Origin of the sequence: Shinella sp. WSC3-e (assembly GCF_945994535.1) — a bacterium.
GTDB classification, from domain to species: domain Bacteria; phylum Pseudomonadota; class Alphaproteobacteria; order Rhizobiales; family Rhizobiaceae; genus Shinella; species Shinella yambaruensis.
In genome coordinates, this window is record NZ_OZ000533.1 from 289,402 (window position 1) to 306,642 (window position 17,241).

At 65.9% G+C, this 17,241-nt stretch carries 14 protein-coding genes; 1 reads left to right on the forward strand and 13 read right to left on the reverse strand.

Features of this window, described 5'->3' with window-relative positions; genetic code table 11:
• Positions 1–352 precede the first annotated feature (352 nt).
• A complete protein-coding gene (locus AABF56_RS30105; RefSeq protein ID WP_272808732.1) occupies positions 353–1,285 on the forward strand; it encodes a lysylphosphatidylglycerol synthase domain-containing protein in 933 nt (310 codons plus the stop codon).
• On the opposite strand, the gene AABF56_RS30110 is transcribed toward AABF56_RS30105, so the two are convergent.
• From AABF56_RS30110 to AABF56_RS30170, 13 genes are all read right to left on the reverse strand, one after another.
• The gene (locus AABF56_RS30110; RefSeq protein ID WP_338341928.1) at positions 1,183–2,736 is read right to left on the reverse strand and encodes a phospholipase D-like domain-containing protein; all 1,554 of its coding nucleotides are present in this window, start codon (positions 2,734–2,736) and stop codon (positions 1,183–1,185) included. The genes AABF56_RS30105 and AABF56_RS30110 overlap by 103 nt on opposite strands.
• A 134-nt stretch (positions 2,737–2,870) precedes the next feature.
• Entirely contained in the window at positions 2,871–4,058 is a 1,188-nt protein-coding gene (locus tag AABF56_RS30115; RefSeq protein ID WP_272808730.1) for an MFS transporter, read from the reverse strand.
• Positions 4,059–4,119: 61 nt separating this feature from the next.
• Positions 4,120–5,124 carry a glycoside hydrolase family 3 N-terminal domain-containing protein gene (locus AABF56_RS30120; RefSeq protein ID WP_272808729.1) on the reverse strand — a complete coding sequence of 335 codons (1,005 nt, stop codon included), beginning with the start codon at positions 5,122–5,124 and terminating at the stop codon, positions 4,120–4,122.
• 18 nt (positions 5,125–5,142) lie between these two features.
• Complete coding sequence (locus tag AABF56_RS30125) at positions 5,143–5,925, reverse strand: DeoR/GlpR family DNA-binding transcription regulator (protein ID WP_272808728.1); 783 nt, start codon at positions 5,923–5,925, stop codon at positions 5,143–5,145.
• On the reverse strand, positions 5,922–6,551 hold the full coding sequence (locus AABF56_RS30130) for an HAD family hydrolase (RefSeq protein ID WP_272808727.1): 630 nt from the start codon (positions 6,549–6,551) through the stop codon (positions 5,922–5,924). The genes AABF56_RS30125 and AABF56_RS30130 overlap by 4 nt, the downstream gene beginning before the upstream one ends.
• Positions 6,552–6,626: 75 nt before the next feature.
• Complete coding sequence (locus AABF56_RS30135; protein ID WP_272808775.1) at positions 6,627–8,258, reverse strand: GMC family oxidoreductase; 1,632 nt, start codon at positions 8,256–8,258, stop codon at positions 6,627–6,629.
• A 14-nt stretch (positions 8,259–8,272) separates the two neighbouring features.
• Positions 8,273–9,775, reverse strand: a complete 1,503-nt coding sequence (locus tag AABF56_RS30140; RefSeq protein ID WP_272808726.1) for a GMC oxidoreductase — start codon at positions 9,773–9,775, stop codon at positions 8,273–8,275.
• 10 nt (positions 9,776–9,785) lie between these two features.
• The gene (locus AABF56_RS30145; protein WP_272808725.1) at positions 9,786–10,886 is read right to left on the reverse strand and encodes an ABC transporter ATP-binding protein; all 1,101 of its coding nucleotides are present in this window, start codon (positions 10,884–10,886) and stop codon (positions 9,786–9,788) included.
• Between the two features lie 4 nt (positions 10,887–10,890).
• Positions 10,891–11,766 (reverse strand): carbohydrate ABC transporter permease, encoded by an 876-nt coding sequence (locus AABF56_RS30150; protein ID WP_133035013.1) that lies wholly within the window; start codon positions 11,764–11,766, stop codon positions 10,891–10,893.
• Complete coding sequence (locus tag AABF56_RS30155; RefSeq protein WP_272808724.1) at positions 11,759–12,652, reverse strand: carbohydrate ABC transporter permease; 894 nt, start codon at positions 12,650–12,652, stop codon at positions 11,759–11,761. Before AABF56_RS30155 ends, AABF56_RS30150 begins: the two co-directional genes overlap by 8 nt.
• Before the next feature lie 68 nt (positions 12,653–12,720).
• Positions 12,721–13,968 (reverse strand): ABC transporter substrate-binding protein, encoded by a 1,248-nt coding sequence (locus tag AABF56_RS30160; RefSeq protein ID WP_272808723.1) that lies wholly within the window; start codon positions 13,966–13,968, stop codon positions 12,721–12,723.
• A gap of 60 nt (positions 13,969–14,028) precedes the next feature.
• The gene (gene hisD / locus AABF56_RS30165) at positions 14,029–15,342 is read right to left on the reverse strand and encodes a histidinol dehydrogenase (RefSeq protein ID WP_272808722.1); all 1,314 of its coding nucleotides are present in this window, start codon (positions 15,340–15,342) and stop codon (positions 14,029–14,031) included.
• Positions 15,343–15,432: 90 nt separating this feature from the next.
• Positions 15,433–17,235 carry a thiamine pyrophosphate-binding protein gene (locus AABF56_RS30170; RefSeq protein ID WP_272808721.1) on the reverse strand — a complete coding sequence of 601 codons (1,803 nt, stop codon included), beginning with the start codon at positions 17,233–17,235 and terminating at the stop codon, positions 15,433–15,435.
• Positions 17,236–17,241: the final 6 nt, after the last annotated feature.

Sequence of the window (17,241 nt, forward strand, 5' to 3'; positions counted from 1 at the left end):
TCCCCTTGCAAACGCCGAGAACGGGCGCAAACGAACCTGACGGCAAGCCCCGCGGGCATGCCGGTCGACGAGGGATCAACATATTCCACCTCCTGAACTTTCCGCCGCCATGGCGGTGACCTCAGGAAGAACGGAAGCGAGCGGGCTCTATTCCCTCGGCGATGAAAATTTATGAGCCGGATAAAAAGAAGCGCGTTTCCGCCGTCTCGGCCGTTCGATGTCCAGCCCCCGTGGAGAGCGGCTGTGTGGGTCGCGATCCGCAGCCGCCCTGATATCGTCCCCTCGTTGCCTCCAGTGCCTCGGGAACATGAGAGGTGCCGTTTCCGTTCCGCCTCGAAGAAGCGAGGAACGCATGAACCGAACCCACATCCTGCATGCCCTTGTCGCCGTCGCGGTCCTTCTCGCCGGCTGGCTGATCTACCGGACGCTGAGCCAATATTCATGGCAGGATATTTCAGGTTCCGTCGCCGCCATTCCCGCGGCAAGCTTCGGCCTGGCACTCGTTTTCGCGGCCTGCTCCTATCTCTGCCTGACGCTCTTCGACTTCCTGGCGCTGCACTATGTCGGCAAGCCGCTCTCCTATCCGCGCGCGGCGCTCGCCTCGTTCACCAGCCTCGCCATCGGCCATAATGTCGGTGTCGCCGCGCTCTCCAGTGGCGCGGTGCGCTACCGTTTCTATTCCCGCTGGGGCCTCGACGGGGAGGAGATCGCCAAGCTGATCGTCTTCTGCGGCGTGACGGTCGGCCTCGGCCTCGTCACGCTGGCCGGGCTTTGTCTTATCCTGCTTCCCGGCACCGCCGGCAGGATCGCGGGGCTCGGCACGGCCGCATCCGTTACCCTCGGTATCGCCTGCCTTGTGCTCGGTGCGACCTATCTTGCGCTTGCCGTCTTCGTGCGCGGCGAGCTGAAGGTGAAAGGCTGGCGCTTCGCCTTGCCGACGGCGCGCCTCGCCGGCTCGCAGATCCTGGTCGGGACCTTGAACTTCGCCTGCGTGGCCGCCTGCCTGCACCAGTTGCTGGGCGGCAAGGCGGGCTACATGGAAACGACGGCCGCCTATGTGGTCGGCAACCTGACGGCACTCATCAGCCATGTGCCGGGAGGGCTTGGCGTGCTGGAGGCGACGATCGCCTTTCTTTTGGGAGGGTCTGCATCGATCGGCGCGCTGATCGCCTTTCGTGTCGTCTATTTCTTCATCCCGCTGCCGCTGGGGCTGGTCTCGCTGCTCGCCAGCGAGGCCTTGCTGGGATCGAACGGCGATGCGGGCCTGCGTGAAAACCCGAACTGACGGCCAAGGAATGCCCGGGCCGCATCCCGCCAGGCAGGAAGCGGCCACCACGGCGCGACCGGATCGACGAGCCCGGTGCCGGCGACCGGCTCGATGGCACCCCTGCCCCCGGCATCCCGGAACGGCCGCAGCCCGCGCCCGCGCGTGTTGAAGGCGTCGATGGTCCTGCCCAGAAATCCCTCCGCATCCACCACCGCTCCGAACAGCGCCGGGTCGGCATCGAGGTGCTCGGCCAGCAACCGGTCGCGCAAGCCGACGATGGCCTTGCGCTCTCCTTGTGTGCGTGCCTCGATCGCGACGTCGAGCTCTGTGTCCAGCCCTTCGCTGCGCTGGTTGAGGTTCGAGGAGCCGATGCGCAGGAAGACATCGTCCACGATGACGAGCTTGGAGTGGACGACGATCTCCTGCTCCATGCCGCCGGGCCTCGGCACGACCGGATAGAAGGCACGCATGCGGCCGTGCCTGTCGCACCGGCCGAGGCGGCGGATCAACCGGTCGCGATTGGCGCCGAGCACGAGGCGCTCAATGGTGCCGTGGGAACTCAGCGTCGAGATCACGACGACCTCCGGCCCGTCCGGTTCGGCGAGCTTTTCACACAGCACGTCGCAAATCCTCTTCGAGGCGAAGTACTGGCTTTCGATATAGATGTGCCGCCGCGCGGCCCTGAGGGCGGCCACGGTCAGGTCCATCGCCTCCGTAGAGGCCTCCCGCCCGCGGATCGCCGGCTCCGTACGGGCGAAGGCGACGTCCACCCCGGCCATGTCGGGCGCAAGGCCATCGAGCGAGACTTCAGCCGCAGCCCTGTTGGGCGGCACCGCCTCGTCGGTGGCGAACAGCCAGCGCCGGCGCGCGATATCGCCGGCGAGCCGCGCCACATCCCCCTCAAGCGCCACCTGCATGTCATGCACCGGCTCGTAGGGTTCGCCCGAGGGCATGATCCGGCGGGGATCGTCGATACGGTGCTCGTTCGTGTCCCAGCGCTTGGCGGTGAGGTCGATGCCGCCGACGAAGGCGACGCGGTCGTCCACCACCACGAATTTCTGGTGATGGGAACCGCGGACCGGATGGCGGTTGTCGAAGGCGAGCCGGATGCGCGGATGGGAGGACCAGCGGCGCTTGCGGAACATCTTCAGCGACTTGCCGGAATAGATAGGCCCCATGGCCCAGACCAGCACGCGGATGGTGAGGTCCGGACGCTCCGTAACCAGATCGCGCAGGAAGGTGCCGAGGCTCGGTGATTGCGGCTCGTCGGGCCGGATCGGGATATCCGGATTGAAGTCCCAGCCGACGATCCAGACCTCCTTCCGCGCCTGCCGCAGGATACCTTCCAGCAGCCGGAAGTAGGCGTCGCCATCGACGAGAACCTTCAACCGGTCGGCCCTTCCCACCCGCCAGGCATTCACGCCAGGCCGGATGATGGGGGACGGCGCGCTGATGTTTGCAACGCGCACCGGGGAACTGTCGTTTCGCACTCTCTGCCGCCTCGTCTGGTGATATCACGCATCCTGCGCGGAAATTCGCGGAAACGGTTTTGGTTCCCTCCCGTGCAGAGCGTCACTACCGGATGGACACGCCGCCATGGGCTTCAGCAGGCCGCATGCTGCTTCAGCCAGGCATCCAGCCGGATCGTCACCGCCGCGATGACGAGGAACGCCAGCGTGATCAGGCCGAAGCTGACGACAAGGCTCGTCGCCTGGGCGAGGAACCCGAGCAGGGCCGGGCCCAGCAGCAGGCCGCTGTAGCCCATGGTGGTGACGATGGAGATCGCCCTGCCGGCCGCGTCGGCACCGACATTGCCGGCACGCGCGAACACGGCCGGCACCATGTTCGCGACCCCGAAGCCGCAGAGGACAAGGGCGGCAAGGCAGAGGACGACGCTGTCGGCAAACAGCAGAATGGCGACAGACAGCGCGCAGAGGAGGCCGCCGGTCCTGATCAGGGCCACATGGCCCACGCGCCGGGTCACCGCATCCCCGACAAGGCGGCCGCCCGCCATGGCCGCGGCGAAAAGGGCGAAGGCATAGGCCCCGTGGCTGTCCGACGCGCCGAGAATGTCGATCATGTAGATCGCGGTCCAGTCCATCATGCCGCCTTCCGCAAGCAGCGCCAGGAACGCGATGGCGCCGAGAAGCAGGATGAGGGGTCGCTGCGCGGCGTCGAGCGAGGCGTACCTTGTCGGCAGAGCTTCCGAAGAGAGGCCCGGGACAGCATGGGCGGCTTTCCTCGCCGTCATCCGGGCGGACAGGGCGAGGAGCATGACGAGAAGGCCGGCAGCCCCGAGGCAGACCTGCAGGTTGCCGCCATGGCCGATCAGCTGCCCCACCAGGAAGGCGCCCGCAAGATTGCCGATGCTGAAAAGGGCGTGGAACGACGACATCATGTGACGCCCGGTCTCCCGCTCCGCCCGGGATGCTTCCGTGTTCATCGCCACGTCGAGCGTTCCGAAAGCCGCCCCGGTGACAAAGACGACTGCGCCGAGAGCGATGGGACTGTCGATCAACGGAATGACGAGGAAGGAGGCGCCGAACAGCAGGCTGCCGCACAGGCTCAGTATCCGGCTGCTGATCACCCGGTCGATATAGCGGCCGATAGCGATCATCAGCACGATGGCGCCGAAGGCGAAGCACAAGAGGACCAGCCCGAGCTGCCCCTTGTCGAGCCCGACGCCGGCGGCAAGCAGCGGAAGGCTGGACGCCCACGCGCCAATGCCGATGCCGGCCGCAAGGAAGAACAGGCTGCAATGCAGCCGGCTCGACCCCGAAGGCGCTTTCACTGCGATTGAATTGCCCGCCATTTCAACAAAACCACCTGTACCGTACGTTGCGCGAATGCGCTCAACCGCCCGCTGCGTTCTGCCGCACACGGGCTGCCGCCTCCGCCACGCGATCCGGCGCGAGGCGCCCGGAACCGGCAGCATCGGCAATGCCGTCGCACAGCGCATCAAGGTGCGGCCCGCCGCCCACGAGCAGCAGGTCCGCCCCCGCACCGACGGAGGCGATCGCGGTTTCGAGGAGGGAGCGGCCACGCATCGTGGCGGGAGCGTCGAGATCGTCGCTGACGATCAGGCCCTTGAACCCGAAGTCGTTGCGCAGCATCGCCATGACCGCCGGCGCGGTGCTGGCGGCATTCTGCCTGTCGAGCGCGGCGACGGGTGCCGGCCCCGTCATGATCGCCCGCGTCCCGGCTTCGATGGCGGCCGTGAACGGCAGGGCATTGTGAAAAAGGCGATCACGCGGCGTGTGAAGGGAGACATCCACGAGCGCCGGGTCGCCGTCCAGGGCATTGAACCCGGGGAAATGCTTCGTCACCGCGGTGATGCCAGCGCTCTGGACGCCTTTCACGAAGGCCGACACCAGCCGGGCAACGGCCTGCGGATAGCTGCCCATCGTGCGGCCGCGCAGCCAGGCGTTCTGCCCGTCGAGGACATCGGCGATGGGCGCCAGGAACATCGAAACCCCGAGCGTGCGGGAGGCGGCGGCCGTTGCCCTGCACCGTTCGGCGAGCGCCGCGTCGCCAAGCGCATGCGCTTCGTCGAGCGAGGGAAGCGGCGGAACCAGCCCCTGCAGCCGCTGGATGCCGCCCAGTTCCTGGTCCACGGCAACGATCAAGCCGGGAGTTACGGCCTTCAGCCGCGCGACGGCGGCGCGGAAGCTATCCGGCGTCTCGCGCGCCAGCCGCTCGGCCGACATGCGCCGCGCGACATATTCCGCCCGCGTCTCGCCGATCAGGACGGAACAGCCGCCCTTTTCCAGGAAGGGCGCCATGACATCCATGATGTCGAGCGTATCGAAGGCGGGCAGAAGGATCGCCCGGGCGTCCTCATCCGGTGAAAAGCGCATGGTCATCTCCGTAAACCGTCAGACTGTCTCGACATCGACGCCGGCCTCGCGGATGGCCTTTAGGATGGCGGTATCCCGGCTGCTGGTGAAAAGCGCCGATACCGCCGAGACGGGCGCCACTTCATAGGTCGCCGCCTGGCCGAGCTTATCCGCCGTCGCCAGGAGCAGGGTCTTGTTCGCGGCCCGGATCATCGCCGACTTCAGGTGGGCGTCCTCGAAATCGTCCGCGCGGAGCGTCAGGCCGTGATCGACGCCGCAGGTGCCGAGAACACAATAGTCGACCCGCAGCGCCCGGATCGCGTCGATCGCGCCGGCGCCGGTCGCGCTGCGCGTCAGCCGGCCCAGGCGGCCGCCGAGCATGACCACCTCGGCGAGCGGATGATCGAGCGCGGCAGCGGCGACGTCGACCGCGGTCGTGATGATGCGCAGGGACAGCGCCGGCGAGAGCGAGCGCACGAAACGGACGACCGTCGTGCTCGAATCCACCAGCAGCGTCGCCCCGTCGGGTATCGTCGCGGCCGCGGCGCGGCCGATCGACTGCTTTTCCTCCGCGTGCAGCGTCTCGCGCCGGTGGAAATCGAGAGCCGGCGTGACGAGCCGCGCCGCGCCGCCGTGAAAGCGCTGCACCAGCCCCGCATCCGAAAGGTCGCGCAGGTCGCGGCGGATCGAATCCTCCGACACGCCGAACTCCTGCGCCAGCCCGGCCGCAAGGACCCGGCCGGCCGCATTGACCTTTTCGAGAATGACGGCCTGCCGCTCCTCCGGAGAAAGCGCCGCCAGTTCCTTCCTGTCCGCGGTCATCCCGCCGTCTCCGCCTGGGGCACAAGCAGGCCGAGGGCCGTCAGGCGGGCCTCAAGCGCCTCGGCCGTGCTGAAGTGCTCGGTGTGGAAGCCAAGCGCCGCTGCCGCGGCAATGTTCGCCGGATTGTCGTCGATGAAGATGCATTGCTCGGCGCGCACGCCCGCCCGCTCCAGATAGCGCTCGAAGATGGGCGCATGCGGCTTTATGAGCTTCTCCCGTCCGGAGACGACGAGCACATCGAACGCATCGAGGAAGGGAAAGATCGCCTGCGCCCGCGGGAAGGTCTCCGCCGACCAGTTCGAGATCGCGTGCACGGGAACGCCGTCCGCCTTCAGCCGTCCCAGAATGCCGGCGGTCCCCGGCACCTCGCCGCCCAGCATCTCGTGCCAGCGCAGCCAGTAGGCCTCGATCAGATCGGCCCGTTCAGGATGGCACTGCACGAGTTCGGCTATGCCCTCGGCAAACGGCCGCCCGGCATCGAACGCCTCGTTCCACGCCGGAGTGCAGACCTCCGCCAGGAAGGCCGAAACCGCCGCCTCGTCCGGCAGGATCTGGCGATAAAGATAGGCGGGATTCCAGTCGATCAGCACGCCGCCGATATCGAAGACCACAATGCTTGGATTCATTTCACTTGCCTTTTTGTGCATGCATTGATTCCAATCATGCACAAACATGCAAATATATGCAATAAAAAGCAGAACCTATTGACGCAAAAAATCGGCAGCGCGTTCGCCGATCATGATGCAGACAGAATTCGGATTGCCGGAGATCAGCGTCGGCATGACCGAGGCATCGGCAACACGAAGCCGCTCGATGCCGTGCACGCGCAGCTTCGGATCGACCACGGCCCGGTCGTCCTCGCCCATCCGGCAGGTCCCGGCGGGGTGCAGGGCCGCATGGGCGTCCTTGACGCAGAAGGCACGGATCTCCTCGCGGGTCCTGAGGGATGGCACCGGCGTATGGCGCGCCGTCACGAATTTCGCGATGGCCGGCTGCGCCATGATGTCGAGGGCCGCCATCGTGCCGTCGGTGATGGCTTCGAGATCGTAGGGATCGGAGAAATAGCGCGGCGCCACGCGCGGATTTGCCGCCGGATCGGCACTCTGAAGCGTGACCTCCCCTCGCGAGCGCGGCCGGATCTGCCCCAGATTGACCGTGCAGCCATTGCCGCCCGGCACGGCATCGACGCCCTCCTCAATGCCGGCGCCGACCACCATGAAATACTGGATGTCGGGCGTCGCCTCGCTCCTGTTGCCCCACCAGAACGCACCGCCCTCGATGAGGTTGGACGAAGCGGGACCGTTACGAAAGAGCGCGTAGTTCAGGCCGGCAAGGGCCTTCCAGTGCAGCTTCTTGTACTTGTCGTAGCTGTGCGGGCCATTCAGCTGGTAGACCAGCGAGATCTCGATATGGTCCTGGAGGTTCTGGCCGACGCCCGGCAGGTCGGCATGGACGTTGATGCCGTGCCGTTCGATCTCACCCGCCGGGCCGATGCCCGACAGCATCAACAGCTTCGGCGTCGCGATCGCCCCTGTGGAGACGACCACTTCCTGATCGGCGCGGTAGACGACCTTGCGTTTGCCCCTGGCGCATTCGACACCGACCGCCCTGCCCTTCTCGATGAGGATACGGGTGACCGTCGTTCCCGTCTCGATGTGCAGGTTGCCGCGCTTGCGGGCCGGGCCCAGATAGGCGACGGCGGCCGAGCTGCGGCGGCCATTGCGCGCCGTGACCTGGTAGAGCCCGCAGCCCGCCGGATCGCCGGAATTGAAGTCCGGATTGTAGGGCAGCCCCGCCTGCTGGCAGGCCTGCAGCCAGGCGCGGGTCAGCGGATGGATGTAATCGATATCGGAGACGCCGAGCGGTCCGCCGACGCCATGGGCCTCGTTGCAGAAGCGGTTGTTGTCCTCGGCGCGCTTGAAATACGGCAGGACATCGGCATAGCCCCAGCCCTCCGCGCCGAGGCGCGCCCATTGCTCGTAGTCGTCGGGCACGCCGCGGATATAGATCATCGCATTGACCGAGCTGCCGCCGCCAAGCACCCGGGCCTGCACCATGGTCGGCGTTTCCGTCCGCTCCTGCTCGGCCATCGGCTCCCAGGGGATGCGCTTCAGGAGATCGCCCTGCGCGGTCTTGTAGTAGGCGCCGGGAATGTGGATGTAGGGGCTGAGGTCGCGCGGCCCCTCCTCGATGAGGAGAACGCGCACGGCGGGATCCTCCGAGAGACGCGCGGCCACCACGCAGCCCGTCGAGCCGCCGCCGACCACGATATAGTCGAACGTGTCGACCTCGTCCGGATGCCGGGGAAAAATCCCGAAACGGGCCGATCCCATGTCGCGAAGTGCCATCACTTTCCCTTTCCAATGGCGCTGCCGGCCTTGATGGCGAGGGCAGCGATGGTGAGTGCCGGATTGACGGCGGCCGAGGTCGGCAACACGGAGGCATCCGTGATGTAGAGGTTCTCGACATCGTGGCTGCGGCAATCGAGATCGACGACCGAACTTTGCGGATCATGCCCCATGCGCGCCGTGCCGCATTGATGCGATGTCGTCTTGCGGCCGAAGGTGTGCGTCAGCACGATCGGGAACCCCGCCTTGCGCATGACGGCGCGGGTTTTCGCGATCAGCGCCTCATGCGCCCGCATGTTGGAGCGGATCCAGTGCATGACGATGCGATCGTCGCGCACCATGACCCGGCTTTCCGGATTGGGCAGGTCCTCGCTCGTCAGGAACCAGCCATAGGCATGACGCGCCACCAGCCTTGCAAACCAGGCCGGCGCCGGCATCGGCAGGTTGGCCTTGAGGATATTGCCGGTGATGTGGCCGAGGAGCTGGACATTGCCGAGCGGGAAACCGTACTCGTTGTCCTCGTTGTAGAAATCGTTGAAGGCGATGGTCTTCTGGTAGACGCAGCTGTTGGCGGCGAAGGGACGGACCGTCAGCATCGCCGTCGTGTTGTGGTTCATGAAATTGCGCCCGAGCTGGTCCGAACTGTTGCCGAGACCGGCCGGATGGACCCCATTGGCCGAGCGCAGGAGAAGCGCAGCGGACTGGACCGCGCCGGCGGCAACGGCGAAGCGGCCGGCGGAAATGCGATGCTCCACGCCGTCCTTCCTGTAGACGGCCGCGGTGACGCGGCGCCCGGTCCCGTCCGTTTCGAGGCGCATGACGCTGGCACCGGTCACGAGGCTGACATTGGGATGGGCAAGCGCGCTGGCAAGCGGCCCTACCTCCGCATCGATCTTTCCCGTTCCGGTGTTCGGAAACGCATCCCACCCCGTCGGCGCCCGTTTCAGCCAGGCGTCGAGATCGATCGACAGCGGAAGGGAGGCCGGATGGATGCCCGCCTTCTCCAGCCGGCGGCGCACGGCGGCGATCGCCGGCTCGTCGGGAACCGGCGGGTAGGAATAGGGTCTTTCATGCCGCGGCTCCGTCGGATCGTCCGTGGTCGAGCCGCGCACCCTGAAAATGTGCTCGGCCGCGTCATACCAGGGCGACAGGTCCTCGTAGGACATCGGCCAGCCGGGAGACGCGCCGTCCATATGCGGCCGCGGCGCAAAATCCTCGCGGCGGTACCGGTACATGACCGCGCCGAAGAACTTCGAATTGCCGCCGACATAATAGTAGTTGCCCGGCAGGAAGCTCTCGCCGTCCGTTCCCAGCCATTCCTCCGAGGACCGGTAGAAGCCCTTCTGGAAGATGGCGACATCGTCTCGCGCCTCTGGACTGTCCTTCAGATGCACGCCCCGTTCGAGAATGACGATCTTGAGGCCCGAAGGCGCTAGGCTGTGCGCCAGGGAGGCTCCGCCGACGCCGGAGCCGATGATGACGATGTCTGCCGTCTCGGTCATGAGAAGTCTTTCAGTCGATGCGCGTTTCGGTTTCGCTGTCGAAGAGCACGATCTTGGACGTATCGACCGCCAGCGCGGCCTCCCGGCCCGCATGGGCCTGGCGCGGCGGAAGGCGGGCGGTCACCTCGACGCCGCCGAGCTGGAAGACGGCGAGCGTATCCGGCCCTGTCGGCTCGACGACGTCGAAATCGACGGTCAGCGCGGGTGCGGCACTCGTCGTGGCGATCGAGAAATTCTCCGGGCGAATGCCGACCAGCACCTTTCGGCCCGCATAGCGGCGAAGCGCCTCCGCGGAGAGGGAAATGCCCGCGACGCGCGCCGCCGGCCGCCGGGCGATGTCGATGACGGCCGCCGCCGTTGACCCCTCGGCCTCCAGAACCGCCGGCACGATGTTCATGGCCGGCGAACCGACGAAGCGCGCGACATAGACATTGGCCGGCCGGTCGTAGACGGCCTGCGGCTCGTCGAGCTGCTGCACCACGCCGTCCTTCATCACGGCGACGCGGGTCGCGAGCGTCATCGCCTCGATCTGGTCATGCGTGACATAGACGATCGTTGTGCCGAGGCGGGCATGCAGACGCTTGATCTCGGTGCGCATGTCGACGCGTAGTTTCGCGTCGAGGTTCGACAGCGGCTCGTCGAACAGGAAGAGTTTCGGCTCGCGCACGATCGCCCGCCCCATGGCGACGCGCTGGCGCTGGCCGCCGGAAAGCTGCGAGGGCTTGCGGTCGAGAAGGTGGGTGATCTGCAGGAGATCCGACGCGGTCTTCACGGCCCTGTTGCGGTCGGCCTGGGCGATCCGGCGGATCTTCATGCCGAATTCGATGTTCTGCCGCACGGTCATCGTCGGATAGAGCGCATAGGACTGGAACACCATGGCGATGTCCCGGTCCTTCGGCGAGAGGTCGTTGACGGTCTTCCCGGCGATGCGGATCTCGCCGCCGGTAATGGTCTCCAGCCCGGCGATCATGTTGAGCAGCGTGGACTTGCCGCAGCCGGAGGGGCCGAGCAGCACGAGGAAGTCGCCGGTTCCGATGGAGATCGACACCTCCTTCAGGACCTCGAGATGGCCATAGGCCTTGCGGACGCGATCGATTTCGAGAGTGGACATGGCTTCAGCCTTTCACGGCGCCGGCCGTCAGCCCGCGGACGAAATAGCGGCCCGCGACGATGTAGACGACCAGGGTTGGGATGGCGGCGATCATGGCGGCGGCCATGTCGACATTGTACTGCTTGCGGCCGGTGGTCACGTTGACGATGTTGTTGAGCGCCACCGTGATGGGACTGCTGGAGCCGGACGTGAACGAGACGCCGAACAGGAAATCGTTCCAGATCTGCGTGAATTGCCAGATGCAGGAGACGACGATGATCGGGATGGAGGTCGGCAGGATGACGCTCCAGAAGATGCGGAAGAAGCCCGCGCCATCGACCATCGCCGCCTTGGTCAGCTCATCCGGCAGCGACACGAAGTAATTGCGGAAGAACAGCGTCGTGAAGCAGATGCCATAGGAGGCATGCACGGCGACGAGGCCGGGAATGGAACCGGCAAGCCCCAGAAGGCCGAGCGTGCGGGCCATGGGGATAAGGATCGCCTGGTAGGGCAGGAAGCAGCCGAACAGCAGGAGGCCGAAGACGAAATTCGCGCCGGGAAACCTCCATTTCGTGAGGATGTAGCCATTGATCGCGCCGATGCCGGTCGAGAGCGCCACCGCCGGGATCACCATCAGCAGCGAGTTGACGAAATAGGGTTTCAGGCCGGTGCATTCCGTGCCGATGCAGGCCTCGGACCACGCCGCGCGCCAGGCATCGAGCGTCACCACCTTGGGCACGCCGATGAACGAGCCGCCATAGATCTCGTCGAGGGGTTTCAGGGACGTCACGACCATGACCCAGAGGGGCATGAGGTAGAGGAGCGCGACGACGACGAGGCAGCCGTAGACGAAGAGACGGCCGAGCCGCGCCTTGCCGGATTGGGAAAGGGCTTCAGCCATTGTTCTCACTCCGCAGTTCGGAATAGAGGTAGGGGACGATGATGGCCGCGACGGTCATCAGCATCATCACGGCACTTGCCGCGCCGACACCCATCTGGTTGCGGCGGAAGGTGGCGGAGAACATGAAGGTCGACGGCAGCTCGGTCGCCGTGCCGGGGCCGCCATTCGTCAGCGCCAGAACCAGGTCGAAGCTCTTGATGGCGATGTAGCTCAAGAGGACGATGACGCTCAGCATGGCGGGGCGCAGCATCGGGATGATGATCTGCCGGTAGATCAGCGGAAGCGAGGCCCCTTCGATCTGCGCTGCCTTGATGACGGAATTGTCGATGCCGCGCAGGCCCGCGAGGAAGATCGCCATGGCGAAGCCGGAGGACTGCCACACGCCGGCGACGACGACGGTGTAGATCGCCATGTCGGGGCTGGTGATCCAGTCGAAGCGGAAGTCGGTCCAGCCGAGATCGTTGACGACCTTCTGCACGCCGAGACCCGGATTCATGATCCACTTCCAGGCCGTCCCCGTCACGATGAAGGAGAGCGCCATCGGGTAGAGGTAGATCGCACGGAGCGCGCCTTCCGCCCGGATGTTCTGGTCGAGCAGGATGGCCATGAGCAGCCCGAGGCCCGTGGAAAGCGCAAGGAACAGCGCGGAGAAGATGAAGAGATTGGCGACGGCGGTGTGCCAGCGGGGCGTCGCCCACAGGCGGACATATTGCTCGAGGCCGACGAAATCGTAGGTCGGCACGAATTTCGACGAGGTGACGGAAATCACGCCTGTCCAGAGAATGAACAGGTAGACCGTGACGATGACGACGAGCAGGCTGGGAGCGACGACGATGCGCGGCAGCCAGCCTGCCAATCGCGATGACATGCGCGTAGAGGCGCTCATGGGTCAGCTCCGATGGCAAGGACTGTGGGAGGAGCCGGCCACGCCGGCTCCTCCGATGGGGATGCGGGTTACCGGGCGTTGTCGATGCCGGAGACCAGCATCTTGACGGCGTCCTCGGAGCTCATCTTGCCGACGAAGAACTGCGCGGCCACATCGCTGAAGACGGAGGCGAATTCCGGCTTTGCGGCAAAGCCATGGGTGATGGCGCCCTGCATGCTGCCCTTCTCGATCGCCGCCGCGCGCTCCTGGTAGCCGAGCTTGGCGCAATCGTCGAAATCGTCGACCGGCACGTCGTTGCGGGCCGGGATCGAGCCCTTGATGAGGTTGAAGCCCTTCTGGACCTTCGGGTCCATGATGGTCTCGGCCAATGCGACCTGGGCCTTCTGCACGGTCTCGTCGCTGACGGTGAACATGCCGAAGCTGTCGATGAGATACTGGAAGGCGTTGACCTCACCCGGCGTCGCGAAGCAGTAGAAGTCCTGGTTGGGCTTCAGGCCCTTGGCAAGGAATTCGCCCTTCGCCCAGTCGCCCATGAACTGCATGGCGGCCTCGCCATTGATGACCATGCCGGTGGCGACAGCCCAGTCGCGGCCGACGAAATTGTCGTCGACGAGGCCGCGGACCTCGCGCAGCATATCGAACACCTTCACCATTTCAGGGCTGCCGAGCGCCTCGGGGTCGAGATCGATCGCGGTCTTCTGATAGAATTCCGGTCCGTTGATGTCGGAGAGCAGCGCGTCGAAGATGATGCCGATCTGCCAGGGCTCGTCGCCCATCGCGACCGGGACGATGCCCTTCTCCTTGAGCGTCTTGCCGGTCTCGATCAGTTCCGCCCAGGTCTTGGGAACGGCAACGCCGGCGTCGTCGAAGAGCTTCCTGTTGGCCCAGACCCAGTTCTGGCGGTGCATGTTGATCGGCGCGGCGATGAAGGCCTCGCCCGAGGTCACGAAGGGCAGAAGCTGCGGGGCCAGCGCCTCACGCCAGCCGCCGGCGGTGGCGAGGTCGTTCAGGTCGCGCACGACGCCCTGTTCCGCCCATTGCACGCCTTCCCAGCCGAGGAACTGCATGGCGCCGGGCGGGTTGCCCGCCGTCAGGCGCGAGCGCAGCGCCTGCTGGGCATTGGCGCCGCTCATGCCGCCGACCGCCGAATCCTTCCACTCGAAGCCCTTGGCCTCGAGTTTCTTGCGGATGACGTTGAGCGCGTCGACCTCGCTCTGCGAGACCCAGTGGTGCAGCACTTCGATCTGGCCTTCCGCGTAGGCTGCGACGGGCACGAGCATGGTCGCCGCAAGCGCTGTGGCGATAAATCTGGACATGGTTTCATCCTCTCTGGTTGGGTTTTGGGCGCGGCCCCTGACGGACTCTGTGCGCGGTTGTTAAACGGGGTCTGCGGGCATCGCGTAGCCGACGTTCCGGCCGCCATATCGGCGGACACGGATATTGGCCTGCTCGGCATGGCCGGAAAAACCTTCCATCAGGCAGAGCCGCGAGCTGTAGGCGCCGATCAGGGCCGAGGCCTCGTCGGTCAGGACCTTCTGGTAGGTGCAGGTCTTCAGGAACTTCCCGACCCAGAGGCCGCCGGTATAGCGGGCGGCCTTGTTGGTCGGCAGGGTGTGGTTCGTGCCGATCACCTTGTCGCCGAAGGCGACATTGGTGCGGGCGCCGAGGAAAAGCGCGCCGTAGTTCTTCATCTTTTCGAGGAAGTAGTCCGGGTCACGGGTCATGACCTGCACATGTTCGGAGGCGACGCGGTCGCCTTCCGCCACCATTTCATCGACGGTGTCGCACAGGATGATCTCGCCGAAATCCTCCCAGGCCTTGCCGGCGACGGCCGCCGTCGGCAGGATCTGCAGAAGGCGCTCGATCTCCGCCAGCGTGTCGCGCGCCAGCTTTTCCGAATTGGTGATGAGGATCGCGGGCGAATTCACCCCGTGCTCGGCCTGGCCGAGGAGGTCGGTCGCCACCAGTTCGCCGTCGACGCTGTCGTCAGCGATGACAAGCGTTTCCGTCGGGCCGGCGAAAAGGTCGATGCCGACATGGCCGAAGAGCAGGCGCTTGGCTTCCGCCACATAGGCATTGCCGGGGCCGGCGAGCATGTCGACCGGCTCGATCGTCTCGGTGCCATAAGCCATGGCGGCAATGGCCTGCACGCCGCCGAGGCAATAGATCTCGTCCGCGCCGGCAAGCGCCTGTGCCGCCACGATCTTTTCCGCGATCCTGCCCTGGAACGGCGGGGCGCAGGTAATGATGCGCTCGCAGCCGGCGACGCGCGCCGTCAGCACCGTCATGTGGGCGGAGGCGAGCAGCGGATATTTGCCGCCCGGCACGTAACATCCGACATTCTGGATCGGCACGTTCTTGTGGCCGAGCACGACGCCCGCCAGCGTCTCGACCTCGATATCCTTCAATGCCGCCTTCTGCGCTTCGGCGAACCGGCGGATCTGGTCCTGGGCGAAATCCAGGTCCTCCCGCTCCCGCGGCGCAAGCGAATTGACGCAGTGCGCGATCTCTTCCTTCGTCAGGCGGTAGGTTTCCCGGTCGAACCCGTCGAACTGGACCGAGAGCGCGCGAACCGCCTTGTCTCCGCCGTCCCGGACCTTCGCGAGAAGGGCCTCGACCGTCCTGGTGACCGCGCTGTCGGTGCCGCCCTGCTCGATGGAGGCCTTGGCTGTTTTGATGTGGCGTATCATGACAAGTCTCTTCGTTCACGGCCGCCGTCAGCGCCGCGTTGTCAATCGTCTTGGGGGGACAAGGGAGGCGGATGCCTCCCCGCCGGGATTTTAGAGGTGCTGTTCGAGGGCGCGCATGTCCGCGTAGGCGGCCTGCTCCTTCTCGTAATAGGCCGGCGACGGGAAATCCCACCAGCCGGTGGCGAACGGGCCGGCGGCATCCCGCGAGACGATGACTTCGACGAGGGCCGGGCCGCCGCAGTCGAGCGCCGCCTTCAGGCTGCTTTCAAGGTCCTCATCCTTCTCGACCTTCCAGGCCTGGAGGCCGAAGGCCCTAGCGGAAGCGGCGATATCTGCCGAATAGGGCGCGCCATTGCCGGCGTGATGGTTGAACTCGGAGGCGATGTGGCGGCCCATGAACTTGCGCTGCCCGCCGCGGATCGACATGTAGCCCTGGTTGTTCAGGACGAGGAACACGACATTGATGCCGTTCATGACCGCCGTGCCCATTTCCGGCAGCGACATCATGAAGTCCCCGTCGCCGACGATGGCGACGACCTGCCGATCCGGGCAGGCAAGCTTGGCGCCCATCGCCGCCGGCACCGCCCAGCCCATCGGCGAATAGGAACCGGAGGTGAGGTGCGTGCGCGGCTCGTATACCGGGAAGCTCTGCTTCACCGAACCCTGCGTATTGCCGGAACCGACGACGACGATGCCGTTGCGGTCCAGGACCTTGCGCAGTGCCACCAGCGGGCGCTGCGAGGTGAAGGGCGTCTCGCGGCTGTTCTCGCGCGGCTCGACCTGGGCGCGCCAGTCGGCCTTGGCCTTCTGCACGTCGGCGAGGAAGGTCTCGCGGCGTGCCTGCATCTTCTGCGCGTCCGCATCGGAGATGAGCGACAGGATCGCCTCCAGCGTCACCTTGGCGTCGGCGACGATGCCGACCTCGGTCTCGTAGTTCTTGCCGATCTCGCGCGGGTCGAGGTCGATATGGATCAGCTTGGCCGAGGGGATCGAGAAGGAGACGCCCTTGGCATAGGACGAGGCCGACCAGTCCGTGAAGCGGCAGCCGACCGAGACGACGACGTCGGCCGAGGCGGTGATCTTGTTGCCGCAGGTCGTGCCTGTCTGGCCGACAGCGCCGATGAACAGCGCGTGATCTTCCGAAATCGCACCCTTGCCGTTCCAGGTGATGGAGACGGCCGCGCCGAGCTTTTCGGCAAGGCGCGTCAGTTCGGCCGAGGCGTTCGCCGTGATGGCGCCGCCGCCGGCGACGATGACCGGACGTTCGGCGGCAAGAAGCACCTTCAGCGCCGCCTCGACGGCCTTCGGATCCGGATAGGCGACGCCGACCGGCAGGCGCTTGCCGAGCGGATGGATGGTGACATCCGCCGCCTCGACCTGGACGTCCATCGGAACTTCGACATGGACCGGACCCGGGCGGCCCGTCATGAGTTCGCTGAAGGCGCGGTGCATGATGCTTGGGAGGACCTGCACCGAATTGGCCTGCCAGGCGCGCTTGGTCACCTGCTCGGTGATGCGCGGGAAGGCGTTGTCCTGCTGGCGCTCCAGCTCCTGCATGGTGCCGTGGCCGTGCATGTAGGTCTGGGGCGAACCGGAGACGTAGAAGAGCGAGGTGGAATCGCAATAGGCGGTCGCAAGGCCGATGATTGTGTTGGCCGCGCCCGGGCCGACCGAGGTGGAGCAGGCCATCGGCTTGCCGGAGGCGCGATAATAGCCGTCCGCCATGTGAACCGCGCTCTGCTCGTGCATCACCTGGATGAAGGGGATCTCCGAGCCTTCCTGCAGGAAGGCGTCGAACAGCGACCAGATGCCATGACCGGGCACGCCCGCCACATATTCGACGCCGTATTCCTTCAACGCTTTCGCGACGACTTGGCCACCTGTCAGTTTCATGTGATC